This window comes from Chryseobacterium sp. BGA-UO-ETr-SB22, assembly GCF_059567885.1.
This window is the reverse complement of sequence record NZ_JCAQOV010000005.1, coordinates 3,134,935-3,159,358: the sequence shown is the minus strand read 5'-3', so window position 1 is coordinate 3,159,358 and position 24,424 is coordinate 3,134,935. Positions and strand designations below refer to the sequence as shown.

At 32.7% G+C, this 24,424-nt stretch carries 18 protein-coding genes; 8 read left to right on the top strand and 10 right to left on the bottom strand.

The window, feature by feature from the left end; translation table 11 throughout:
• Positions 1 to 9: 9 nt before the first annotated feature.
• Positions 10 to 708: an MgtC/SapB family protein gene (locus AC57AW_RS21710; protein WP_496353544.1), complete on the bottom strand. Its 699-nt coding sequence runs from the start codon at positions 706 to 708 to the stop codon at positions 10 to 12.
• 393 nt (positions 709 to 1,101) lie between these two features.
• On the opposite strand from AC57AW_RS21710, the gene AC57AW_RS21705 reads away from it, so the two are divergent.
• Entirely contained in the window at positions 1,102 to 1,953 is an 852-nt protein-coding gene (locus AC57AW_RS21705; RefSeq protein WP_496353543.1) for an EamA family transporter, read from the top strand.
• 88 nt (positions 1,954 to 2,041) lie between these two features.
• Here the strand turns inward: AC57AW_RS21705 and AC57AW_RS21700 are convergent, their stop codons facing one another.
• Together AC57AW_RS21700 and AC57AW_RS21695 are read right to left on the bottom strand one after the other, a co-directional pair.
• Positions 2,042 to 3,403 carry an ATP-binding protein gene (locus AC57AW_RS21700; RefSeq protein WP_496353542.1) on the bottom strand — a complete coding sequence of 454 codons (1,362 nt, stop codon included), beginning with the start codon at positions 3,401 to 3,403 and terminating at the stop codon, positions 2,042 to 2,044.
• A 30-nt stretch (positions 3,404 to 3,433) separates the two neighbouring features.
• A complete protein-coding gene (locus tag AC57AW_RS21695; RefSeq protein WP_496353541.1) occupies positions 3,434 to 4,135 on the bottom strand; it encodes a response regulator transcription factor in 702 nt (233 codons plus the stop codon).
• Between the two features lie 101 nt (positions 4,136 to 4,236).
• On the opposite strand from AC57AW_RS21695, the gene AC57AW_RS21690 reads away from it, so the two are divergent.
• Positions 4,237 to 4,911: a YiiX/YebB-like N1pC/P60 family cysteine hydrolase gene (locus AC57AW_RS21690; protein WP_318846635.1), complete on the top strand. Its 675-nt coding sequence runs from the start codon at positions 4,237 to 4,239 to the stop codon at positions 4,909 to 4,911.
• Between the two features lie 158 nt (positions 4,912 to 5,069).
• Positions 5,070 to 5,381 carry an NIL domain-containing protein gene (locus tag AC57AW_RS21685; RefSeq protein ID WP_047378941.1) on the top strand — a complete coding sequence of 104 codons (312 nt, stop codon included), beginning with the start codon at positions 5,070 to 5,072 and terminating at the stop codon, positions 5,379 to 5,381.
• A gap of 214 nt (positions 5,382 to 5,595) precedes the next feature.
• Here AC57AW_RS21685 and murA read toward each other — a convergent pair whose 3' ends face one another.
• Together murA and AC57AW_RS21675 are read right to left on the bottom strand one after the other, a co-directional pair.
• Positions 5,596 to 6,903 carry a UDP-N-acetylglucosamine 1-carboxyvinyltransferase gene (murA, locus tag AC57AW_RS21680; protein ID WP_318846636.1) on the bottom strand — a complete coding sequence of 436 codons (1,308 nt, stop codon included), beginning with the start codon at positions 6,901 to 6,903 and terminating at the stop codon, positions 5,596 to 5,598.
• Entirely contained in the window at positions 6,903 to 7,580 is a 678-nt protein-coding gene (locus AC57AW_RS21675) for a DUF4290 domain-containing protein (protein ID WP_496353540.1), read from the bottom strand. Before AC57AW_RS21675 ends, murA begins: the two co-directional genes overlap by 1 nt.
• A 187-nt stretch (positions 7,581 to 7,767) precedes the next feature.
• Here AC57AW_RS21675 and AC57AW_RS21670 point away from each other — a divergent pair, with 187 nt between their 5' ends.
• Complete coding sequence (locus tag AC57AW_RS21670; protein WP_496353539.1) at positions 7,768 to 9,207, top strand: alpha-amylase; 1,440 nt, start codon at positions 7,768 to 7,770, stop codon at positions 9,205 to 9,207.
• Positions 9,208 to 9,453: 246 nt separating this feature from the next.
• On the opposite strand, the gene AC57AW_RS21665 is transcribed toward AC57AW_RS21670, so the two are convergent.
• Together AC57AW_RS21665 and AC57AW_RS21660 are read right to left on the bottom strand one after the other, a co-directional pair.
• Positions 9,454 to 9,864, bottom strand: coding sequence for a thiol-disulfide oxidoreductase DCC family protein (locus tag AC57AW_RS21665; RefSeq protein ID WP_496353538.1), 411 nt, complete (start codon positions 9,862 to 9,864; stop codon positions 9,454 to 9,456).
• Positions 9,865 to 9,868: 4 nt separating this feature from the next.
• Positions 9,869 to 10,336 carry a heme-binding domain-containing protein gene (locus AC57AW_RS21660; protein ID WP_496353537.1) on the bottom strand — a complete coding sequence of 156 codons (468 nt, stop codon included), beginning with the start codon at positions 10,334 to 10,336 and terminating at the stop codon, positions 9,869 to 9,871.
• 393 nt (positions 10,337 to 10,729) lie between these two features.
• Between AC57AW_RS21660 and katG the strand changes: the two genes are divergently transcribed.
• The 4 genes from katG (at position 10,730) to AC57AW_RS21640 (ending at position 18,826) form a co-directional block, all read left to right on the top strand.
• A complete protein-coding gene (gene katG, locus AC57AW_RS21655; RefSeq protein ID WP_496353536.1) occupies positions 10,730 to 13,006 on the top strand; it encodes a catalase/peroxidase HPI in 2,277 nt (758 codons plus the stop codon).
• A gap of 174 nt (positions 13,007 to 13,180) precedes the next feature.
• Positions 13,181 to 13,699: a hypothetical protein gene (locus AC57AW_RS21650; RefSeq protein ID WP_318846642.1), complete on the top strand. Its 519-nt coding sequence runs from the start codon at positions 13,181 to 13,183 to the stop codon at positions 13,697 to 13,699.
• Between the two features lie 447 nt (positions 13,700 to 14,146).
• Positions 14,147 to 14,434 carry a hypothetical protein gene (locus AC57AW_RS21645; protein WP_312286217.1) on the top strand — a complete coding sequence of 96 codons (288 nt, stop codon included), beginning with the start codon at positions 14,147 to 14,149 and terminating at the stop codon, positions 14,432 to 14,434.
• A gap of 6 nt (positions 14,435 to 14,440) precedes the next feature.
• The gene (locus AC57AW_RS21640) at positions 14,441 to 18,826 is read left to right on the top strand and encodes a hypothetical protein (protein ID WP_496353535.1); all 4,386 of its coding nucleotides are present in this window, start codon (positions 14,441 to 14,443) and stop codon (positions 18,824 to 18,826) included.
• A 589-nt stretch (positions 18,827 to 19,415) separates the two neighbouring features.
• On the opposite strand, the gene AC57AW_RS21635 is transcribed toward AC57AW_RS21640, so the two are convergent.
• The 3 genes from AC57AW_RS21635 to AC57AW_RS21625 all read right to left on the bottom strand — a co-directional run bounded on the left by AC57AW_RS21635 (position 19,416) and on the right by AC57AW_RS21625 (position 24,058).
• Positions 19,416 to 22,466, bottom strand: coding sequence for an SIR2 family protein (locus AC57AW_RS21635; protein ID WP_496353534.1), 3,051 nt, complete (start codon positions 22,464 to 22,466; stop codon positions 19,416 to 19,418).
• A 556-nt stretch (positions 22,467 to 23,022) separates the two neighbouring features.
• Positions 23,023 to 23,340: a DUF6922 domain-containing protein gene (locus AC57AW_RS21630; RefSeq protein WP_496353533.1), complete on the bottom strand. Its 318-nt coding sequence runs from the start codon at positions 23,338 to 23,340 to the stop codon at positions 23,023 to 23,025.
• 37 nt (positions 23,341 to 23,377) lie between these two features.
• A complete protein-coding gene (locus tag AC57AW_RS21625) occupies positions 23,378 to 24,058 on the bottom strand; it encodes a nucleotidyl transferase AbiEii/AbiGii toxin family protein (protein ID WP_496353532.1) in 681 nt (226 codons plus the stop codon).
• Between the last annotated feature and the right edge of the window lie 366 nt (positions 24,059 to 24,424).

Sequence of the window (24,424 nt, the reverse complement as noted above, 5' to 3'; positions counted from 1 at the left end):
TTTTACATGTTATAAATCGTTTTCGGTACCTATTATTTCCCAGCTTACTTTGATGACTTTGTCTTCAATAGTCAGTCTGCTGGCTGTTTTTTCCATAAAGCTGTCCTGTGGAGTAGAAGCATGAACTTCTGCTGTAATGATGGCATTTTCCGGAACGCCGTTGTCATCGCTGGTAAGAGATTTCAGTAATACTTTATCATTCCCGCTTAAAGACTGCATCAGCTGTACACGGATATGATTTTCCACTTCACTTTTGCACTTGATGCTGAGAAGATATTCGGTATAATGGTTTCTGGTGTTGATATTGTTACCCAGTTTTACGCCTAAAGGACGGAGAATGACATGGGTGAGAATAATAAATCCGCTGGTAATAGCGGCCTCAAAAGGAAGTCCTATAGCACTGAGAGCTCCTACAGATGCAGAACACCAAATAGTAGCCGCTGTATTGAGTCCTCTCACGGTAAGACCATCTTTCATAATGACACCTCCGCCCAAAAAGCCAATTCCGCTTACAATATAAGAGGCTATTCTGCCTGTAGCATCACCTCCGATCCTGATGGAAAGAAGAACGAATGCTGCAGAACCAAGACATACAAGGGTATTGGTACGGAGACCTGCACTTTTTTGGCGCCATTGTCTTTCAAAACCAATGCTGGCACCCAGGGCAAATGCGGTAAGGAGACGGAGTGTAAATTCTAATGTATTCATAACTTTTCCTGTTTTTATAAAGCTTTTCAGCTGTACGGGAAAAGTGAGTACAACTAAAGCCTTTAAGATTGATAATTACTGTAAGGATCTGAGTCCATATGCTTTATTTTTTACTGTGCAAAAGTAGAAATGAGCGCTTTCTTTTACCGTTAGAAAAGCTTTAGAATATTATTAGAAAATCATTAGAAAAAAATGATGCCTGTTCAAAATCGTACCTCATCATTTGTTGGGTCTGTTAATAAATGAAAACTGTATCCATATTAAAAAGTAAAATTTCAATACCTTTGGGGCAGACTATTTTACATGATGAATTTTATGATTTATCATAAAAATAAGAGCTTGTTTAATCCCGGAAACTTCTTTCCAAGATCTTTTGAACTATAAGTTGTAGAAATGAAAAAATCAAACATAGCGATACCTGCTACATTGTTGGCCATCATATGTGTACAGGGAGGAGCTTCCATTGCCAAGCAGCTTTTTCCTGCCATTGGAGCTATTGGTACTGTAACCTTAAGGATTGTACTTTCAGCTGTTCTGCTTACGTTGATTAATCGTCCGAAATTCTTGCAGTTTGACAGACAAAAATGGAAGTACTGTGCGATATATGGAATAGGTTTGGCCGCGATGAATCTTATTTTTTATATGGCGATTCAAAGAATTCCATTAGGACTGGCAGTTACAGTGGAATTTGCAGGACCTTTATTTCTCGCATTGGCCTTGTCCAGGAAATTACTGGATGTTATCTGGGCATTACTGGCTTGTGTTGGAATCCTGCTGATTGTTCCGTGGCAGAGTGATCATATTGATTTGACAGGGCTTGGACTTGCCTTTCTGGCGGGAATGTTCTGGGCTGTGTATATTGTAATGGGTGGCAAAGTTTCCAAAATAATGGATGGTAAAGATGCGGTAACTACCGGGATGATCTTCGCGAGTCTTGTGATTATTCCTTTTACCATATGGGATGGAGCAGTCTTCAATCTTACCCCGAATATTTTTATAAAAGGGCTGGGTGTGGCTATTCTCTCAAGTGCTTTGCCATTTTCGTTGGAAATGATGGCATTGAAAAGACTTCCTGCCAAGACTTTCAGTATTCTGATGAGTCTGGAACCTGCATTTGCAGCAATTTCCGGGTTGGTTTTTCTTTCAGAAGAATTATCTTTTCTGCAATGGATTTCTATTGCATGCGTGATTGGTGCAAGTATAGGAACTACTGTTTTCAATAAAAAATCTCTTTCTCACGAGTAGAGGGATGAAATTTTTAAACCATTAAATTAATGAAGGTTTTAAGAAAAGTTAAGGATAACATCAATTTGAATAAAGGACTATTGCCGTGTTAAATTATATCAAATAGTACTGTAAAAATAGTCTCGTTATTATCTGATGCCACAGTAATCTTTGCATTGTGGAGTGAAATAATTTTCTTGGTGAGGAATAAGCCTATGCCATGTCCTTTCTTCAGTTTTGATGTTTCGCTTCTGTAAAAAGGTTCAAAAATATGCTGTAAATCTTCCTGTCTAATACTATTTCCTGTATTGGTAAAACTAATCAAAAGAATCTTGGAATGGGCTCTAACATCTATTGAGCAAATATGTTCTGGCGAATATTTACAGGCATTATCAATAAGATTGTTAAATGCAACCTGTAAAAGATATTCGTTGCCCTGAATGATAAGCTGAGGCTCTTCTACTGAATCTTCGATATTGAGTGAAACTTTGTATCCTGAATTTTCTCTTATGATTTTGGTATAAGATTCCAGAAGAACTTCATCAAGGCGAACTTCAGAAAAACTGATTTCATTGGGATCGTAGCTTGCTTTGGCAAGATCCATTAAGCTATTGGAAAGTTTTACCATATTGCGTGCGTCTTCCAATGCATATTGAATGGTTTCCTGGTATTCTTCTTTAGTTTTATCCTTTTCGGAAGCCAGTTCCAGTTCGGTAATAATTGCAGATAACGGTGTTCTTAGCTCATGTGAAATATTGGATACGAAATGTTTCTGTGAATCAAAAGAGTTCTCAAGTCTTTCCAGCATTCCGTTGAAGTTTTGAGCTAACTCATTAAGTTCGTCTTTTTCCTTCGTTGTTTTCAGTCGTAACTGTAGTTTTCCTGCGGTTATCTTTTTAATCTGATTAACCATTTCACTGAGCGGGCTCAATGCTTTTTTAGAAAGAAATATCCCAGCCAGATAAATCAATATTAAAATACTAAAGAAAGAAATAATACTGATGGTAAAAAGGTGTGTAAGATAGTCATACCCGTATTTATCATAAGATGCAGCGGTTACTGCGTAAGTTTTTCCTTCATAATGATACACCATTCCAATAACCTGTAAATCATTTAAAAAGAAATTGATTCTCTTTTTCTGGAATATCTGAGAAAGCATTTCCGGAGTTTCTTTTACATAATCTACCTTGGCATCGTCATGATAAATAAGCTGCTTATTACTATCATAAATTGCTACCTGAACTTCATTGAGGGTTCTGGTATTGTTTTTATAAAGTTTGTGCATTTCCTGCTCAGGCAGGGAGCTTCGGAAAAATAAATCAGCCTTGGCAATTGCTTCGTTTTGAAGTTCACTGTAATAAGATTTCTCTCTGGCTTCTTTGGATGAATAATAAATCGAGATGCTGTAAACACTTAAAAGCATTGCAGTAATTAAGGTGAAAAGCAGCGTAAGTCGGGTTCTTATTTTCATCCGGATATTTTTAGTTCATCTCAATGATTTCTATACAGGACCGGATTCGTAGTCTTTTTTCAGAATAAATCCCATGCCGGCTTTGGTGTGAATCAGCTTGACTTCAAAATCTTTATCAATTTTCTTTCGGAGATAATTAATGTATACATCAATGAAATTGGTTCCCGTATCAAAGTGGGTTTCCCATACTTTCTCTGCAATTTCACTTCGGGAAAGCACTCTTTCTGAGTTTTCCAGCATGAATTTTAAAAGATTAAATTCTTTCGGAGTCAGTTTGATTGGGGAATGGTCCCTGCTCACCGTTTTCTGTTCCAGATTTATTTCAATTCCTTCATATTTAAGAATGAAAACTTTCTGCTGTCTTTGTTGTGAAAAGCGCTTCAGAAGTACTTTGATTCTTGCTACCAGTTCCCGCATTTCAAAAGGTTTGGTAAGATAATCATCAGCTCCGGCATCAAACCCTTCCAGTTTATCATCAGTAGTTCCCAATGCTGTCAGCATAATCACGGGAAGATTGGGTTTTAATGCTTTGATCTCATTACAAAATTCAAGACCGTTTTTTTTAGGCATGACAATATCTGTGACTACCAGATCGAAATTCGTCTGCAAAGCCAGTTTCAAACCTGTGGTTCCGTCATATGCCATGGTAACCTCAAATTCAGCTTCCTGAAATCCTTTTGCAATCAGTTTTGAAAGCCTGTCATCGTCTTCAACTAATAAAATATGTGGCATAAGAATGTTGGAAATGTTTGGGTTGGTGTGAAGAATAGATCAATATTCCCACAAATGTAATGAATTCTATTTTGTAATTTTGGTGCCGAAAGTAGAATAGAATGTCAGAATTTAAAATGTTTTTTAGCAAAAAAATTAAAGAAATTATTGTTGCAGGGCTTTTGTCCTGTTTCATGATGCTGTTGGTTCAGTGTAATCCTGCCTATACCGGTAATGTGCAGCTCAAAAATGGAGATCTGCTTTTTGTAACCGCAAAAGAATCCGGGCTTTCCGGAGCGATCAATAATGTTACTCAAAAACAAAAGACAGCTTCATTTGATCACATAGGAATTCTTGAAAAAGAAGGGAACAGGATGTTTGTTCTGCACGCTGCTCCTAAAGGGGGTTCTCAAAAGCAGGATTTGAACGATTTTATTAAAGATCAGAAAAAAGAAGGGCAGGAGGTGATTGTTTACCGATTAAAACCGGAATATCAGAAAACTATTCCTGAAGCTGTTAAAAAGGCAGAGTCCATGCTTGGAAAACCTTACAACTTCAATTATATCCTGGACGAAAACTCATATTACTGTTCAGATTTTGTGGAAAGGGCTTTTCGGGAAGAACATATTTTCAAATTGGAACCCATGACGTTCATTGATCCCAAAACAGGAAAAACAAATGCATTCTGGGAAGAATTTTATACCAAAAAAAATCTGAAAGTCCCTGAAGGAGAGCCTGGTTGTAATCCTAACGGACTTGCGGGTTCTGAAAAACTGGAAAGGATAAATAAACTTTAAAATAAGGGAGAAGCTGAAGAGGCTTCTTTTTTTTATGTTAAATTTTTAAAAATATTAGTCCACTAATTTGGTAGACTAATATTTTTTTATATTTTTGTCACAGATTTACATGCAAAGAGCAATATGATCTGAGAAGTTTAACCAAAAAATGTTTAGCGATGATTACACCTAATCCGGGCCTGCAGGTTTTACAAAATAAAATAAACCTGCCTAAAAAAGAATTGTTATTGGAAATAGAGTTGAATGGCAAAATGAAATTTGAACATTTAATGAATACCATCTACAATCAATTGGGCATCTGTCATAGAGTGTTATCCGCTAATGTGGAGTATGTGAACGGATATAGTTTTGGTTCCGTACAGTTATATATTAATGTCAGTTCAGAAGATTTTCAGCAGCTTGAGATCTATCTGAATAAAAATAAACTTATGAATACGACGGTGGAGTATATCTGCAGAAAGTATTTTTAAGTGAGATTCATATAGTTTTAATTACTCAAAGTGTCCGGTTTTTTTATCGGGCACTTTTTATTTTACACTAAACAGATTACAATGAACAATCATTAGCTGGGACAAAATTCCCTCCTCTGGAGGGGTGGCAAAAATTCTTTGAATTTTTGACGGGGTGGTTAAACAAAAAAGCGCTCAGATTACTCTGAACGCTTTCGTATTAAATAAAATAATTTTAAATTCTTTCGATGTCGGCACCAATTGCTTTCAGTCTTCCATCTATATTTTCGTATCCTCTGTCGATTTGCTCGATGTTGTGGATAATAGATTTTCCTTCTGCGGAAAGTGCAGCAATAAGAAGTGCATTTCCAGCTCTGATATCCGGGGAAACCATTGTTGTTCCTCTTAGCGGAGCTTCCTGGTTCAGTCCTATTACCGTAGCTCTGTGCGGATCACATAAAATGATCTGAGCTCCCATGTCAATTAATTTATCAACGAAGAATAGTCTGGATTCAAACATTTTCTGATGAACCAGAATACTTCCTTTTGCCTGAGTAGCTACCACCAAAATAATAGATAATAAATCCGGTGTAAATCCTGGCCATGGAGCATCCGAAATCGTAAGGATAGACCCGTCAATAAATTTCTGGATTTTATAATGTTCCTGAGCAGGAATATAGATGTCATCACCACTTTGCTCAAGCTCAATTCCTAATTTTCTGAAGGTATTCGGGATTACACCAAGCTGGTTCCAGTTTACATTTTTGATGGTAATTTCAGATTTTGTCATGGCTGCAAGACCAATCCAGGATCCGATTTCTACCATATCCGGAAGCATAGTATGCTCCGTTCCTCTCAGATAATCTACTCCTTCAATCGTAACAAGGTTAGACCCGATTCCTGAGATATTGGCTCCCATTCTGTTCAGCATTTTGCATAATTGCTGAAGATAAGGCTCACACGCAGCGTTGTAAATTCTTGTTTTTCCTTTTGCTAAAGCAGCAGCCATTACAATATTTGCCGTTCCTGTTACAGAAGCCTCTTCCAAAAGGATGAACTTTCCTCTTAATTCTTTAGCCTTTAAAGAATAGAAATATTCCTCTTCATCATAATGGAATTCAGCACCCAGTTCAACAAGCCCCTGAAAGTGAGTATCCAGTCTTCTTCTTCCGATTTTGTCACCTCCCGGAGTTGGCATATAAGCTTCTCCATAACGAGCCAGCATTGGTCCCATCAGCATAATAGATCCACGTAATTTTGCTCCGTCCTTTTTGAACTCATTAGATTTTACGTAATCAAAATTTACCTGATCAGCTTTGAAAGTATAATCTCCCTGTCCGTTTTTAGTAATTTTTACTCCAAAATCCCCAAGAATTTCAATCAGCCTGTTGACATCATGAATATCCGGGATATTTTTGATTCTTACTTCTTCGTCAGTCAGAAGAACAGCACATAAAATCTGTAGAGCCTCATTCTTGGCTCCTTGTGGAGTTATTTCACCCTGCAATCTTTTTCCTCCTCGTATCTGAAATGTTCCACTCATTATTTTCTGTTTTTATGATTGTTATTATGCCTTCTTTTATTGGGCTGGTTGTTGTTATTATTGTTCTTATTATTGTTGCTGTTTCTATTGTTGTTATTGTTATTATTTCGGTTGTTGTTATTGCTGGTGTAATAGATTTTACTTTTTTCAAGAGAATCTATTCCTGTAAGATCCAACCTGTTTTCAGACAGTTCTTTCAGGTGGCGGAAGATAACATCATCCGTCACATGTTCTTTATTATAGACATTATAAGACTTCTTCATATTGTTGGCAATTACCTCGATAAGGGCTTCTTTTTCATCACCCGCTTCCAGTTCAATTGCTTTTTCTATCAATTGAAGAATACTTTTTCCGTAAAACTTAAAGTCACCCTGAAGTTTTGGATATTCCATTCTTTTAGGTTTTTCTGCCAACTGTTCCGGAGTAGGGAACGGATATGGAGAATCTACATCCAGATCATGATTAGCAAGAATATAAAGATGGTCCCAAAGTTTATGTTTATAATTTTCCTCGTCGCGAAGTTGTGGGTTTCTCTGACCCATAAAATCGATGATTGCCATAGCCATTTCGTTCCTTTCCTCTTTGGTAGGAAGTTCTTTGCAGCGCTCAACCAACTGTTGTATTATTCTGCCATATTCTGGCATATTAAGCTGAGTTTTTTGGGTATTGTATTCCATAGTATGCAAATATATGGATTAAAAGAAAAATGACTTCCAGAATCTTAAAAAATTATGATTTTTTAATGAAAATTTTAAATTACTTTCTTCTTGATTTATTAGTGAAAATTAAAATATTTCCCTTTCATTTGAATTTGTTTTCAATAAAATTGTACCTTGTTTAATAGATTGATAATTAATTATTACGATGAAAAAAACATGTTTTTTCCTTTCCCTATTGGCTTTAGCGTTAGCCGGATCTTGTCAGAACACAGATGAATTGATTACGGAACCTTCCAGGCAGGAAGAAGTTCACAACAAAACAGTGAATGTAACTCATCATGATGGCCGTCCTTTCAGTACCGGAAATGAATCCGAGGCTATGCAGGGTAAATTTATAGCTGGCCCCGGTGGTGGAGTTCTGATGCAGGGCTTTTACTGGGATGTTCCTGAAGGAGGTAACTGGTGGAATACCGTTAAAGATAAATTAACAGCCTGGTCTGATGCCGGAATTGGTGCCGTATGGCTGCCTCCCGCTTCAAAAGCGCAGAACGGAGCTTACTCTATGGGATATGATCCTACAGATTATTATGATTTTGGTAATTTTAATCAGAATGGAAGTGTGGAAACCCGTTTTGGATCAAGAACCGAGCTTGAAGCACTGATTACAAAAGCACATGCTGAAAGTATGCAGGTATACGCAGATATTGTAATTAATCATAATAGCGGCGGGCAATCCGAAGCCAATCCTTTTACCGGAACCAATACATGGACTGATTTCTCAGGCGTTGCTTCCGGAAAATTTCAGAGAAACTACAATGATTTTTATAAAAATGCCTACGGAAATAATGATGAAGGGGCTTTTGGTGGATTTCCAGATCTTTCTCATGCTAATCCTCATGTTCAGGACTGGCTTTGGGGAAGAGATGATTCTGTCGCCAAATATTATAAAAATGTAATGAAATTTGATGGCTGGAGGTTCGATTATGTTAAAGGTTTTGGCCCTTGGGTCGTTAATACCTGGAATTCTAAAGTAGGTGGATTCTCCGTTGGCGAATTGTGGGATTCTAACGTAAATACATTGGAATGGTGGGCAAATAATGCAAACAGTTCCGTATTTGATTTTGCTGCGTATTATAAAATGGATGAGGCTTTTGATAATGGGAATTTAAATGTTCTGAATGATGATATGATGTGGAAAAGAAATCCATACAAAGCAGTCACTTTTGTAGCCAATCATGACACGGATATTATTAACAATAAAATGCCGGCCTATGCCTATATCTTAACTCACGAAGGCTATCCTACCATTTTTTACAGGGATTATGAAGAATGGTTAAACAAAGAAAGACTGAACAATCTGATCTGGATTCATAATAATAAAGCTACCGGAACAACTTCTATTCTCTACACTGATAATGATGAATATATTGCAAGGCGAAACGGGTACAATGGAAATCCGGGATTGGTTGTTTATATCAATACATCATCAAGCTGGCAGGAAAGATGGGTAGAAACCAATTGGAGCAGTCAGCAGATCAAAGACTTTACCGGAAGTTCAGGCTGGTATCCGACAACTCAGGGAGATAAATGGGTGAAAATCCAGTGTCCGCCAAATTCTTATTCTGTGTGGTCGCTGAATTTATAAGTAATGAATAATAGGTAATGAGTAATGAGTTGGATGAAAATTAGTTTTTATAACCAATCCCAGCTTGTTATTATCCACTAAGCTTGTCATTCCGTAGGAATCTATACAACTATCATTTTAATGTGTGCTGTGAGAAACTCTTACGGAATGATATTTTTGAATATAATCAAAACCATTAAGAAAGATTTAAGAAATAAAGTTTAAACAAGTTCTTTATATCAGTTGAAAGATTTTTTTAAGCTCAAGTTACACCTGAATAAACTTTTTCTTCTGGTGCTGATCCGGCAAATAACACTTCTGGTTAGCCAGTTTCATTCTGTTTCGGGAAATGACATCATACACCTTGTCACTTAGAAATGAAGGCAGGATTTTTCCAATAAAGGAAAGTTTATACACTCCTCCCAATAAGTTAGCTATTTCCAGTACAGCCCGTGATTTGATCTGATAATATCGTCCAGGTTTCCATAGGTACATCGTATTGAAGATATTTGTTTCCAATCCTCTTTCGGATAAAAATTGCTGCCCGAATTCAGACTGAAGAGAAGCAAACATAAACTTGTCCTTCTTATCCCGCTTCAAAATCCACTGCACCCAGAAATTACAGACTCCGCAATCTCCATCAAAAAACACAATATGTTTATTTTCCCAGTTTTCCACAATATTATTTATTAAACATGATCCCTCTCTCCGTATCTTCTTTTACCTTTTTGAAGTATTGGACAAGCTCTGCTCGCTGTTCATCTGATAGTTTGGCATTCTGATGTCCTAAATAATAAGACTCAAGCGGCATTTCTTTTTTCTCCACCATTTCTATACATTCCTCAAGTTTATGAAGCTGTCTTTTAGGCTCATATACTGCAAAGGTAGAAAAATTAAGATGTTTCCTGCCTTCATTTATATGATTTTTTACCCACCATGAAGCCGGGGAAATATTGGTATACCAAGGATATGCTGTTTCATTGGAATGACAGTCGTAACATGAAGTTTTGATGGTATGGGCAATTTTTTCCGGAGTGTTTTTTATCTTTAGAAAATCCATGCCTGGAGTAGGAGGAGGATTTGTCTTATCAATCGGAAAAAACTGAATGATGATAAAAGCAACAAGCACGACAACGATTATTTTTTTCATAGAGATAGTATTCATGTTTGATAATGATAAAGTTAACTAAATTATTTTTTACATAGAATTGAATTTGAAAATGGTTCCATTGTTTAAAATTTTTCCATTTACTATCGAATTGTATCTTCCTGCTAATTTCTCCTTTCTTGAAGTCCTGTTACGTTGAGTAATTCTAAATTGAGCGCTATTCTGCTGTTTTTATTTAAGTTAATCTGAAAAATGACTACCTTAATACCACAATTTTGTCTTAATTCTGATGCTGTCGGAAATATATGTTTATAGTTTTTAACTATCGTTGAAATAAAAATTAATAGATTGTATTTATTGCTTAAACGTTGTAGGTTTGTCATATTCTTATAACAGAGAATTTAAACTGTATTAATCAATATAAAATAAACGAAAATGGAAAAAGATTTGAATGACATCAGCAAATGCCCGTTTCATAATGGAACAATGAAGAAGAGTGTAGCAGGTGGCGGAACCCAGAATTCTGATTGGTGGCCGGATCAGCTTAGAGTAGATCTTCTGCGCCAGCATTCTTCCCTTTCTGATCCTATGGACAAGGATTTTGACTATGCCAAAGCATTTGAAAGCCTGGATCTGGAAGCGGTAAAAAAAGACCTTCATGCATTGATGACAGATTCCCAGGACTGGTGGCCGGCAGATTTCGGTCATTACGGACCCTTATTTATCCGTATGGCCTGGCACAGTGCCGGAACCTATAGAGTAGGAGATGGTAGAGGTGGAGCAGGAGCTGGGCAACAGCGTTTTGCACCTTTAAACAGCTGGCCGGATAACGTAAGTCTTGATAAAGCAAGAAGATTACTATGGCCTATCAAGCAGAAATATGGAAGAAATATCTCCTGGGCAGACCTTTTGATTCTTACCGGAAATATTGCTCTTGAATCTATGGGCTTTAAAACATTTGGATTTGCTGGTGGCCGTGCAGATGTTTGGGAACCGGATTCCGATATATATTGGGGATCTGAGAAAACATGGCTGGGAGGTGATTTACGTTATGCTCATGGTTCGGAAGGAGTAGCAGAAGGACGGTCAGCAGTTCTTCCTACAGATGATGATGCAGACGGAGATATTCATTCAAGAAATCTAGAAAATCCATTGGCAGCTGTACAAATGGGGCTTATTTATGTAAACCCTGAAGGTCCGGACGGAAATCCAGATCCTATTGCTGCCGCTAAAGATATCCGTGATACTTTCGGCCGTATGGCGATGAACGATGAAGAAACAGTTGCTTTGATTGCCGGAGGACATACTTTCGGTAAAACCCACGGAGCAGGTCCTGCAGACCATGTAGGTAAAGAGCCTGAGGGAGCAGGAATTGAACAACAGGGATTAGGATGGTCAAGCAGTTATAAATCAGGAAGCGGTAGAGATGCTATTTCCAGTGGTCTGGAAGTGACCTGGACAGAAACTCCGACTCAATGGAGTAACTATTTCTTTAAAAACCTTTTTGAAAATGAATGGGAATTAACAAAAAGCCCTGCCGGAGCTCACCAATGGGTAGCAAAAGATGGGGCAGATATTATTCCTGATGCATTTGATGCTGATAAAAAGCATAAACCAACAATGCTTACAACAGACCTTTCATTGAGACTGGATCCTGTTTACGAAAAAATTTCAAGACATTTTTACGAAAATCCTGATGCGTTTGCCGATGCTTTTGCAAGAGCATGGTTTAAATTGACCCATAGAGATATGGGACCGCGTGCCCGTTATCTGGGATCTGATGTTCCACAGGAAGAATTAATTTGGCAGGATCCTATTCCGGAAGTAAATCATGAATTGGTTGACAGAAATGATGTGGAAACTTTGAAATCAAAAGTTTTAAATTCAGGATTAAGCAATGCTGAACTTATATCTACTGCCTGGGCTTCTGCTTCTACTTTCAGAGGAAGTGATAAGCGTGGTGGTGCCAACGGAGCCAGAATAAGATTAGAACCTCAGAGAAACTGGGAAGTGAATAATCCTTCACAGCTGAATAAAGTATTAAACGTACTGGAAGGAATTCAAAAAGAATTCAACGATTCTCAAAATGGTAAGAAAATTTCCTTAGCCGATCTGATTGTTTTGGCAGGTAATACAGCGGTAGAAGTTGCTGCAAGAAATGCCGGACAGGATGTAAAAGTTCCTTTTGCTCCGGGAAGAATGGATGCTTCTCAGGAACAGACGGATGTAGAATCTATGGGATATCTTGAACCTATTGCCGATGGATTCCGTAATTACCTGAAAAGAAGATTTACTGTATCTACAGAATCTTTACTAATAGATAAAGCCCAATTGTTGAGTCTTACAGCTCCTGAGTTAACAGTATTAGTAGGTGGAATGCGTGCTTTGGATACGAACTTTGACGGTTCAAAACATGGTGTATTTACTAGCCGCCCGGGAGTTCTTACGAATGATTTCTTCGTGAATCTTTTAGATATGGGAACGCAATGGAAAGCAATGTCAGATGATAAACAACTTTACATAGGAACTGATCGCTCAACCGGTCAGCCAAAATGGACCGCGACCCGAGCTGATCTTGTTTTCGGTTCCAATTCTGAACTAAGAGCAATCGCTGAGGTATATGGAAGTAGCGATGCACAAGGAAAATTTGTAAATGACTTTGTAGGTGCATGGACGAAAGTGATGAATCTGGATAGGTTTGATCTGGTTTAATAAATAAAAATGAAAAATGGAAAAGACAGCAGTGATGCTGTCTTTTTTTGTTTATCGAAATATTGGTAATACAGATATTTTATCACAAATGTATTAATCATTATATTTATAAATGACCATTCTTTATAGAGTTTTTAAATTTGAATACCGTTAATGAGAAAGGTTAAAAAAGAGATGAAAACAAAAGAACTTATCAATACTGTTGTTTTGATTACCTTAAAAAATAAAAAGGTATTTGATGGTATATTGGTTGATATATCAGATAATTGGTGCTATATAAAATATATTCCTGTAGATTATGTGGTGGATGGTTTTGTACTGATCAGCCGGAGATATGTTAAAAGCATTGAAAGATCGGATGATCACAATTTTAAAGAAAATATATTGAGATTAAAAGGAGCGATTACTGCAAAAAGTATTGAACTAAATATTGATGATAGTATAAGATTACTATCGGATATGAAATCTAAAGTCGAGCTTATTCAAATTGAGCTTAAATATCCAGATAAATGTTATATTGGTAAAATTGATCTTGTTAAAGAACATTCATTCAAAGCAAGATTACTGAGTCCCAAGGCCAATTGGTTGTTAGTAGAATCTTTTCTGTATAAAGAAATACGGGCCATTTATTTTGATAACGATTATGTTAATTCTTTACAACTGGTATTATCTCCTATTTCAAATCAGGACTAGATATAATTATAGATATATAAAAACAAAAACCATCCTTAAAATAGGATGGTTTGTAGACCCACAGGAACAGATCTCGAAACATTTTGTTGAGGATTTAAACGAACTACACCATTTGTTAATATGTAACGATTAATGGATTACCTAACTTGCCGTAATAAGTTGATCATCGATTGGAAAGAATTAGTCCCTACAGTTCGGCAGGCCTTATATATTCATTATCAAAATTGAAATATGGTTTCTAATTAAAGCTATAAAAAGAACAAACTAAATAACATATGACGTTATTCTGCAATGGTTAGTTTATCCATCAATAGTTAAAGAAATATTAAGGTTATAAATCATCAATTATATTTGAGAAGATCATAAAAAACAGATTTTAATTGATTAGAGAAAAGTCCTCTTTCAAAAGAGGACTTTTTTAAGTAAATTGCTATAAATTCAAAATCTATGAATAAAATTGTAAAATCGTTTCTTACTATATTAAATTTGATAATTATTGCAATGTCAATATATTGGTTTTTAAAACCGGCTTCAAATATAGAACCCATAACTGTTTTTATATCTCAACTTATTTCCTTAATAGCTCTATATTATGGAGATAAAATTGTAGCAGCATTTCACATTAAAGATATATCGAATTCTGAAGTTAAAATTGATACAGATACAGATGATAATAGCCAATATAAAATATCAAGAGTGAAGGATGGATCTAAAATTAATATAAAAAAGCATTAAAATCTTATGTTTGAAATGTTTAAAGGTTTTTTTAGAAGAAATAAAAAAGAAATTATTAACATTAATGATATAAATAATTCGTCAATAAATATTGATATTGTTAATGCTGAAAATTTTTTTCAAACGGTCATCCATAATTTGGAATTTAAGAAAGATAGAACCAAAGAAATTATTCTTCAAACCAAAAATGTTTTAAACAAAATTCAATCAGACATTTCTGGTGTTAAATTGAAAAGAAATTTAACTAATTTATCCATAGAGGAAATAATAACTAATAATCAATTTGTTTTTATAAATGGGGGGGCAGGTTCAGGCAAGTCTGCTTATGCAAAACAAATTTTAGAATCTCTTGATGGTACCTGCATAATTTCATTTGCAGCAGATCAATTTTTAAAAAATTCACTTATCAATACTCTACATGAAATTGGAGTTGATTTGAGCATTGAAGAAATATTTAATGAATTTGAAGACTATTCAAGTAAATTGATATATATTGATAGTTTTGAAAAATTATTAGAAGGGGATGCTGAAGCTTTCCGAGAATTAATTGCTGTTTTAAAGGAAAATAAAGACATTAAACTGATTACCTCCTGTAGAAGCTACGCCTTAGAAATCTTAAAATTCAATTATTTTGATAGGCCGCTATTACAAAATAATTCAACTATTATCGACGTTCCTCAACTTAATGAGGAAGAATTAAATTATTTTGTTGAAAGAATTCCTGCACTTAGTGGCATCGTTAAAAACGAGAACCTTGCTGAAATAATAAAAATTCCTAAATATTTGTCTCTGGCAGATAAACTGATATCTATTTCTGGAGAAAATTTTTCTATTATCGATGTAGTAGAATTTAAAAAACAACTTTGGAAAAATGTAGTTGGAGGAAATAATGCACTATTTGAGGAAAAAAGACAAAATACTTTTGTAGAAATTGCCGTAAAAAGGGCAAAGAATCTGACATTATTAACATCTGTAAATGAGTTCGATTCAGAAGTTGTATATAAGCTTAAAGCTGATGGGGTTTTATTTGAAGAAAATAATTTTTACGCTCCATCACATGATATTTTTGAAGATTGGGGGCTGATTAAATATATAAACCATCTGAAAATTGACAATCCCAAATTAAATTCTTTTTATACCTTATTAACCAATGAACCTGCAATACGAAGAGGATTTAGGCTATGGGTAGAATCTAAAATTGAAGAGTCCGAAAGTTGGATATATAACTTTGTAGTTGATACGGTTAATAGTACATCGATAGAAAACCACTGGAAGGACGAAGTGTTAATTTCCATTATCAAATCAGATTTGTGCGATAAATTTTTTAAGGAACATAGAGATGAACTGTTGGAAGAGAATCTAAAGCTACTTAAAAGAGTCATTCACTTGCTCAAGATCAGTGGTAAAGATTTTAATCAATCTCCCAATAATAAAGGCTGGGATGTGGTTATAAAATTTCTATTTGATAATATTGACAAACTAACAGAAATAAATATTCAAGTATTAAGATTTTTATATGATTGGGAAAAAATTCTGTACTTTGGGAAGATATCAAATGTTGAGACACCCAAATATGTTGGAAAAATTGTAAACAAAATTTTATATAATTTCGAAGAGGGGGCCGATTGGATGAATGCAGGGGAAAGTAATTCATTAACTGAAAAAGGAATAGAATTACTTTACAAATTATCAGGATATATTCCGGAGGAAATTAAAGTTTTACTTGATAGTCTTTTCGTTGCAAGTGAAAAGGAGAATTACATAATAAGAAATAAGAAGGATAAGCAGGTCGAGTATGCATTATCTCATTTTCATTCAGGAACATTACCAAAATTCTTTCCTGATGAGCTTATTACCTTAGCAAACCTTAAGTGGAAACATAATAAAGTGAAATCCGAAAGCCGATTCGGCTTTGTATATGATGAGTCAGAAATTGAACATCATTTTGGATTGACACATGAATATCATTTTAATCATTTTCCTGAGAGTGCGTATCAGACATTTGTATATAAATTACTTAAAAATCATCCTTGGAAAGCATTAGACTTTATAATTGAATTCACAAATTTTTGTGTTGAATCATATATCAAATCAGATTTTTTAAAAGATAATGGTTTTGTAAGAAGTGCAGATGATGTACAAACTATTGAAATTTTATATAATGGAGAAAATTACCCTATTCATGGTTCTTCTTATTTATGGTCAATAAATAGAGGGGGGCAAATAACTGTACCAGATCTTTTACAATCTATTGTAATTGCTTTGGAACGATATTTATACGAATTAGGAGAGGTCGACGATGAAAGAGTAAATGATATAATACAGTCATTTTTTGATAAAATATTTACTAAAAGTAATTCTGTAATTTTATTTTCTGTTGTTGCAAGTATTACAATGGCATTTCCCGTTAAAGTAGGAGACAAATTTTTACCTCTTTTATCTGATAAACAAATTTTTGCTTGGGATAGAAATAGATGGTCAGCAGAAATTTTTGGAAGTTCACTACTTGACTTACCTCAAGGTATATGGGAAAAAGAACTTTGTAACGAGGAAAGAAAAGAAGCATCTAAATGGGAACATCGTCAGAAATATCATAAAGGTTTAACAGGTTTTTTACTTCAATATCAATTGCTTTATGGAAATATAGAGGGGAAAATATTTCAAATGATTGATAATTTAGAATATAAGCAGAAGGAAGAGGATGTCTATTTTCTAAAACTTTTATCAGAAATTGATGGAAGAAAACAAAAAGTTGAAGAGATTGAATATGAAGGGGAAAAAGTAATTCAAATTTCTCCAAATTACTCGGTGGATCCGGTTTTAGAAAAAGAAATGCAAAGGAATGAGGAGGAAAGCAATTTCCAAAATGAGTATTCAAAGTATAGTTTATGGATATCTCAAACCTTTCAAAAGAAATCAGAGGAAAATATAAATTATGGATATTGGAAAGAGTGTCTGGAGTATTTTAAAAAGACAGGAACACCAAACTTTTTTGATCTAAATCCATTTCCTATAGGAACATTGGCTACTTTGGGTTTGGATCTTTTTAGTAATGAATTGAATAATAATGAATTTGAGTTTTGCGTCAATACTGTTTTAGAAATTGCTCAAAAATTCTACGAACGCAACAAAAATGAGCGCGATAATTTTGAAAATTTTGATTTTTCTATTAGCATTTATGATAATGATTCTGTTTATAGTTCCCTACCTAAATTGCTTTTGTTCAAGGATAGATTGTCGGACCAACAGTTAAGCGATACTAAGGCGTTGGTTTTTTTCTTTTTGAGAGATGTTGGGCCAGAACGAGATATTCATTTAAAGCATTTGTATAATTCCTTCAAAAAAACCGTTTGGAATCTTGATTATCAATTTGCATATAATTGTTTGTTTGGTTTGATATTATATGCTGGTTTTTTTAAAAAACATCCAAGACACAAAAGGTATTCAGAAGAAGATACCAGGATTATTCATACAGAAGAGGTTGAAATTCTACATTTTATACAAAATAATGAAAGTGATTATAAGTTGACAAGTCTATCGTACTCAAATTTCTCGCACTGGGACCTAGATAAGGCGCTACATATCTTTCCTACTTCTGAAGAATTTGATTTTTCTTACATTTTTTTAGAGTTAATTTTTAGAGCTCATATGGAATCATATACTTTTAGGAAAGAAGGGTATTCTTCAAATAATTATCATAGAATTGGATTTACTATAAGAGAAACTATAATTAATTTTTTATTTGAGATTCCATTTAATACTAAAACAAAATCATTATTTGAAAATATTTTAAACATAGGTGCTAATTTTAAAAATGTTGATCGTAGACTAAAATACGATGGTATTAAATATGTTAAAGAAATTTTAGAATGGTTTTATTATAAAGTTGACAGCAATTCTGGAAGTGAAAAAATGCTAAGTAATTTATGGGATTATTGGGACGTACTTTATTTGAAAATTAAAAATAAGACGAACTTGTTTAATCAAGAATACTTGTTTTTTGGTAAATGGAAATTTGAAGCTGATGATTGGTTTGTGCTAAAAGGTGATAACAGACCAAAGATTTACTTGAGTAAAATAGAAAATTTAGATTTTGTTAATATTGAAGCATTAATGCAACTTCTGTCAGGAATAGGTTTTCAAAGTTTAATGCCTGACGGAATAAGAATTTTAACCAAACATCTGAAATCGGATACCAAGCAAATGCTTAGTGTCAATTATTATTATGGTGAGAAATTAATTATGAAATGCTTTGAAGCTAAAATTAAATTAATAAAAGAAGATGAATCGTTTTTAAATGAATTTTTATGGTTTTTAAACCTAATGATTGATTTAGGTTCTTCAAAAGCATATTATATTAGAGAGAATTTAATTTTATACAAGAATAAATAATACGCCCGTAAAGTGCTAATATTACAAGCTTTTGAGGTACCAGGAAAATTTATGAGTTGATACTTTGTCGTTATTTAATTTTAAAAATTTTAAGAAGTCTGCCTTTTAGTTGGACATCTTAAGATTAAGTATTTTGATTATGCAGATAAATTAGAAGATGATATAAAATCTATTTGTGATAAGAATAATTGGAAAGATACCTTATTCTTTTAGAAAATGTACTTGTAATTAGAATTAATAATTGGGATTTAATAGTTGAACACCTCAACAAAGTTACCTTGTCAAACTTATTAAATGATATTGTTAATACTAACGCTATCAGATGTATTTGCAGCTCCTTCAGAAAAACAGAAGTAGAAAAAGTATTTTGTATACGTACTTGAGTTATATAAAGCAAAAAATATTAATTTAGTCTCAGCTCACAAGGAAGTAGGCTATGCTGGGGAACAACCTCTACCAGTAACAAACTTTGGTATATGGATAAGGAGATTAAAAATGTCTCCTCTTTTTATTTCCGTATCTTGTATGGTTAAGCAAACCTTCTCTGAATTTGTAGCGAATCCATTTACTGAACTGAACTATTATGTTGTTATTTTATTAATTTAAAATAAATTCTCATTAACGCTTCATCTTCATTATTTATCAGATAATCTTTTACAGCAGTTTGAATGTAAGGAACTTTTTTAAATTCATTAATATAAACATCAGAAGTGTGATGTTTTAACCATAGGGGATTAAACAATATCGAAGGGTATTTAGATAAATTTAAAAGGAATTTAAAGTAGTTATTTTTAATTGATATTCTACTTATGTATTTTTTATTTATTTTTTTTGTATAAATGAGATAAAAAAAGTTCAAAATTGAATAATCCTTATAACCATGTAAATAGTCATTATTCTCTCTCTTCTTTAAATATTCTTTAATAAAGGTTAGATATATAGTAAATACTTTACTATTCTCATCAAAAATTTCATTTTGAAATGCTAAAAAGTATGAATATTCGTTAGGAGAATTGTCTTCACTTACCAAATATTTGTACAATTGTGTTTTGAAAATTGTCCTATTTTGTTCATTAAGGACTTTATATACAATATTAAACTCACCATAATTTTCGTCAAAATTAAATTGTGTAATATCAAAATTATTTAATAGAAAATTATCATCTTTTATTCTTATGAATTCTAATATTTGTACGAAATTCGCGTCATATTTTTTATTTTCAATATAAATTTCCAATATTTTTTTTATAATCTCTGTATCTATTTCATCTTGTTTTTGAACTAAGATATTTCTAAGATATTTATAATCAAATTTCCTTTCAGGAAATTTGATAAATTTTATAAAATAATATAATTTTTCAAGTAGCATATTCAAACTTTTTTTGGGGAATTTAAAATATGCCATTACAATTAGAATATTATTTAAAATACTGCGTATTATATCTGAAAAATCATTGTCAGTTACTAACTTACCGATAAAAATATTATTTTCATATATTGAATGCCCCCAAAAATTACTTTCATTAAATGATGAAGAAAAAAAGTTAGAAAAATCATTTACAATTTTATTTACTTCTTGTTCGCATATTTCAATCTCTTTTAATTGATTATCATTTATTGATTTGAAGAAATCTTCATGCTGCGCTTCACTTATTATAAATCTTATCAGGAAATGATTAAAATAATTTAAATGCGGACTTCCAAAATTTGGATAGTTTCGTTCTTCTCTTTTTACAAATTTTATTGAGTATCCTACAAGAAAAGCATTTATTGATTTTTGAAATGCTGTGGAGATCATCGAATAACCATTACCAATAATAAAATTATCTTCAATGAAATTCTTCAAATTTTGATTAGCTTTATATAAGTTATTAATATTAGAGTTTGAAGCACTACCTCCATTTTCAATGATAGATTTTGTTTTTGGAATATCATTATATATTCCGTCAATTTTATCACAAAGATTCTGAATGTAAATACCATTTTTTATTTCCCTTAAAAACTCGAAAACTTCTTTATCAACAAAATATTTTACTTTATTTAATTCTGAATCAATATCAATATTTTCAATTTCGACCCTTATTGCACTTATTTCTTTCTCATCTATAGTTCCATCATACATAAAGTGAGACATTTTACCCAGTCTATACATGTTGAATTTTGCCAGAAATGAAACTTCAAGCTTTTTTAGCTTATTTGCCTTTACTAAAATTTGTTTATAGGAAGTGTATGCCCGATAAAAATGATTTAATTGAACAAATCCATAAGCATAAGAAAGATCTTCTGCAAGGTCTGAATTTTCGGTAATGGTATAATTATTCAATTTGATAATTGCTTTATTAAAGTCAAATTTATCTATACAACAATTAATACATTCACAACTTTCGTTTTTTTTAATCTTTTCAAATAAATCAATTTTTGTTTCTTTATCTGAAGAATAAAAACAGAAACTATCTGGTTTTTGGCTTGGTTTTGCAATATCATAAATACCAGAAAATAAAAATCTGTTTAAAATAAAGTTTAACTTATCTCTTTCATCTTCAGTAAAATTTTTATCATCAAAGCCTTCATACTCTTCAATTATATTATATAACTCTTCATTAAAACAGGTTAAAATATTACCCATTAAATTGGCTTCTCCTGAATGGTTTTTATTTCCTTTGTTAACTGGATATAAATTCGTGATAAAATTAGCAGGTAATATTTTAAAATATCTAAAGCGGATTAACGAATTGTAAAGTTCATCTATTATTTGCTTTCTGTTCAATTTATCTCCACAATTATTCTTATGCTTATATAAATCGAATTGTTTGATATAATTTAATAGTTGGAAAACTTTTTTACTTTTACTAGAAAGATTAACATTATCATCTCCATAATTCTCTAAATCATTTATTTCTTTTGTTGCTTGATTATAGTTAATAATGTTTATACCTAAGTTTTCATAATAAAGTTTTTCAGTTTGGGATATGCTATCAGAAATATTAATCAGATATGCCCGTTGGTGATGTTTTTTTAGAATATATTGAATTTCTCTACTCAAAATTTTTAAATTAATATCTGAAAAACTATAACCTATAAAAAGGATTATTTTATTACTAAAAAGAGATTTAACAAAGATTTCCTTTAATGTATTGAGTTTGGAGAATTCTAAGTAATCATTTTCTTTTAAAACAATGTTATGATTTTCAAAGTCACCATGATACTTTATCAATAAATTTTTAAATTTTGCATAAGGTAAATCTTCATCTTTTACCACAATAGAAAAATCTAATCCTTCATTTTCTATAATTTGTTCAAAGAAATTATCATAGTTAGTTGTGATAATATGTTGCGGATTTAATTTAAAAATCATTTCATGAAGACTATTGTACTTTTCAATACTGTCTTTATACAGTAAATTTTTTACAATATCGTAGTACTCTTTCTCTCCTTTCTCATTGTAGAGTAATTGAGCTATTTTTAGTGCATCCTCACCTCTAATTTCCTCATTTAAATTCTTCTTTATTCCCTCAAGCAAACTTCCCCAAAGAGGAAGTCCTGAATCAAGAGAGATTCCTGAACCAGCAAAGATTACCAATCTGTCAGTAACTATAGCTTCTTTTAGAATTGATATTTTATTTTTTATTTCACCATTCATCAGTATAAATAAGTTGTTGTTTTTTTTATTTTTTAAAAATACTTAAAATCAATGATTCTTAATGGAAAAATTATCCTTTTTTATACAAAAGCAAAATCAGTTATTCTGGAAGCCTATCCAATTTTCAGGAGAAAATTGTCCCGCCAACTTTATAAGAATACAAAATTTTACAAGAATAATGAATAATTCAAGTTTAAGGTGAAATTTAAGTTTCGAGTGGTATTGAATCAGTTAAAAAAGTTCTCCTAAAAACATAGCGTAAAAATTTCATAGCGCCAATGCATAGTTCTATTTTTTAGATTTGATGGTCTTGATGCGATTATTTGAGATCTCTTTTGAGAAGCTTAGTATTTTTCATTTCCAATACAATTATTTAAAATGCAAGAAGTCCACTAAAAAGCGGACACCTTGCATTTTTATCAAAAGGAGAAAGAAGCTAATTTTTACCTAGCAATTGCCTCATCCAATATAGTATCTTTTAATTTTTAATACGAGAAATTGTTTTCTCAAAAATATAATTGGTTTCTAGTTATAGCTCAAATAACTATTTTCTTAGCTATATCCAATGATATGGTTTATCCTTACGATTAATATAGCAGTGCATCTCTTCTTTTTTAAGTTCGGGGAAAAACTCTATAGCTTTATCAATTGCATAATTTGGCAGGAAATGGATTTCGTCACGGATTGCTTTGACTACTTTTTCGTAAGTATAAAATTCTACAATTTTATCAATGTCGTTTTGACTACCACGTTCAACAATACGGGCAATAATTGACTTATAGGCTTTATCTAGATCCATCACATCTAAATCAAAATCCCAAAAAAAGGAAGGATCGATATCAAGGCATGGTCTTTTTTTATTTCCTGTTTTCATAGTATAAATTTACTGAATAATAGTGATATATGAAAGTTTAGCGCTTGAATCTACGTCCCTTTTGTTTATTATTTTGCTCTTTGATTTCAGTAAATTTCAGTAATGGGTTATGTACTGATTTTTTTAATCTCTCTTCTATCTTTTGCCAGGTTATATCTTTACCTTTTATCATCTTGACTTGTACATTCCTATCAATACTGTCATGATGTAGTAAACTTAAGGCAGCAAGTGAGGGATTTCCTCCGTACTTTTTTTGATAAAAATCAAGATAAGTCTTAAGGGAATTGTGTTCCAGTAGAAAATGCATATCAACGAAATCTTTTATTCTGCTTCCATCTTGAAATATAGCGTGAAGTTTCATAGCGCCTATATCCTCAAGGGATGCCAACCTAATGTCTTCTTTTGTTATTATTGTAGGCAATTGCCATTGATACTGATGGGCAAGGATATCGACCTTGATTTCAGATATTTTCAAAAGTAAGGTATTTTCAAAAGTATTTTTAACTTCTACAGGATAGTTATTCGAGAGATAGTTTAGGATAGACTTCTCATTAAACGGTTTAGTTGTAAACAGATCAATATCAATACTTAAACGATGACCAAGCATTAGACTGAGTGCGGTGCCACCTACCAAGGTAAAATCCTTTAGTCTTTCCTCTTTCATCAGTTTCTGAAGAAGTTCCCACATTTCCGTACTGACAGTTTCTTTATGTAGCATATTTCATTTTTCAGAAAATTAATTCTGAAAGTGAGGTATACTTCTACAAGGGCTTTGCAAGGAACTATTTGGCTTTGATTATCAATGAAAGCTAAATTATCAGCCCTTTATTGATGGAGATATTAATAAATGGAATTACAGTTTTTTATGTTGGTAGTTAATACCTGTATACTGAAACAGTCAGCTTAAATTTTAGTATAGTTTGTTCTTCCAATTGGCTCTTATAATTTTAAGAAGTCCACCTTTTAGTTGGATACTTTAAAATTTACAATATGTGTTTTGTAATTTTTAGAAGATTAGTGAAAACCCCTGCGTTATAAAAAAATAATGTTCTTAAAATTCTGTTTTAAGAATGGATCTAGTGTC

Bases quoted from the DNA above. Each gene is read 5' to 3' on its own strand.
- AC57AW_RS21710 (WP_496353544.1), bottom strand. From the start codon at position 708: ATGAATACATTAGAATTTACACTCCGTCTCCTTACCGCATTTGCCCTG.
- AC57AW_RS21705 (WP_496353543.1), top strand. From the start codon at position 1,102: ATGAAAAAATCAAACATAGCGATACCTGCTACATTGTTGGCCATCATA.
- AC57AW_RS21700 (WP_496353542.1), bottom strand. From the start codon at position 3,403: ATGAAAATAAGAACCCGACTTACGCTGCTTTTCACCTTAATTACTGCA.
- AC57AW_RS21695 (WP_496353541.1), bottom strand. From the start codon at position 4,135: ATGCCACATATTTTATTAGTTGAAGACGATGACAGGCTTTCAAAACTG.
- AC57AW_RS21690 (WP_318846635.1), top strand. From the start codon at position 4,237: ATGTCAGAATTTAAAATGTTTTTTAGCAAAAAAATTAAAGAAATTATT.
- AC57AW_RS21685 (WP_047378941.1), top strand. From the start codon at position 5,070: ATGATTACACCTAATCCGGGCCTGCAGGTTTTACAAAATAAAATAAAC.
- murA (WP_318846636.1), bottom strand. From the start codon at position 6,903: ATGAGTGGAACATTTCAGATACGAGGAGGAAAAAGATTGCAGGGTGAA.
- AC57AW_RS21675 (WP_496353540.1), bottom strand. From the start codon at position 7,580: ATGGAATACAATACCCAAAAAACTCAGCTTAATATGCCAGAATATGGC.
- AC57AW_RS21670 (WP_496353539.1), top strand. From the start codon at position 7,768: ATGAAAAAAACATGTTTTTTCCTTTCCCTATTGGCTTTAGCGTTAGCC.
- AC57AW_RS21660 (WP_496353537.1), bottom strand. From the start codon at position 10,336: ATGAAAAAAATAATCGTTGTCGTGCTTGTTGCTTTTATCATCATTCAG.
- katG (WP_496353536.1), top strand. From the start codon at position 10,730: ATGGAAAAAGATTTGAATGACATCAGCAAATGCCCGTTTCATAATGGA.
- AC57AW_RS21650 (WP_318846642.1), top strand. From the start codon at position 13,181: ATGAAAACAAAAGAACTTATCAATACTGTTGTTTTGATTACCTTAAAA.
- AC57AW_RS21645 (WP_312286217.1), top strand. From the start codon at position 14,147: ATGAATAAAATTGTAAAATCGTTTCTTACTATATTAAATTTGATAATT.
- AC57AW_RS21640 (WP_496353535.1), top strand. From the start codon at position 14,441: ATGTTTGAAATGTTTAAAGGTTTTTTTAGAAGAAATAAAAAAGAAATT.
- AC57AW_RS21635 (WP_496353534.1), bottom strand. From the start codon at position 22,466: ATGAATGGTGAAATAAAAAATAAAATATCAATTCTAAAAGAAGCTATA.
- AC57AW_RS21630 (WP_496353533.1), bottom strand. From the start codon at position 23,340: ATGAAAACAGGAAATAAAAAAAGACCATGCCTTGATATCGATCCTTCC.
- AC57AW_RS21625 (WP_496353532.1), bottom strand. From the start codon at position 24,058: ATGCTACATAAAGAAACTGTCAGTACGGAAATGTGGGAACTTCTTCAG.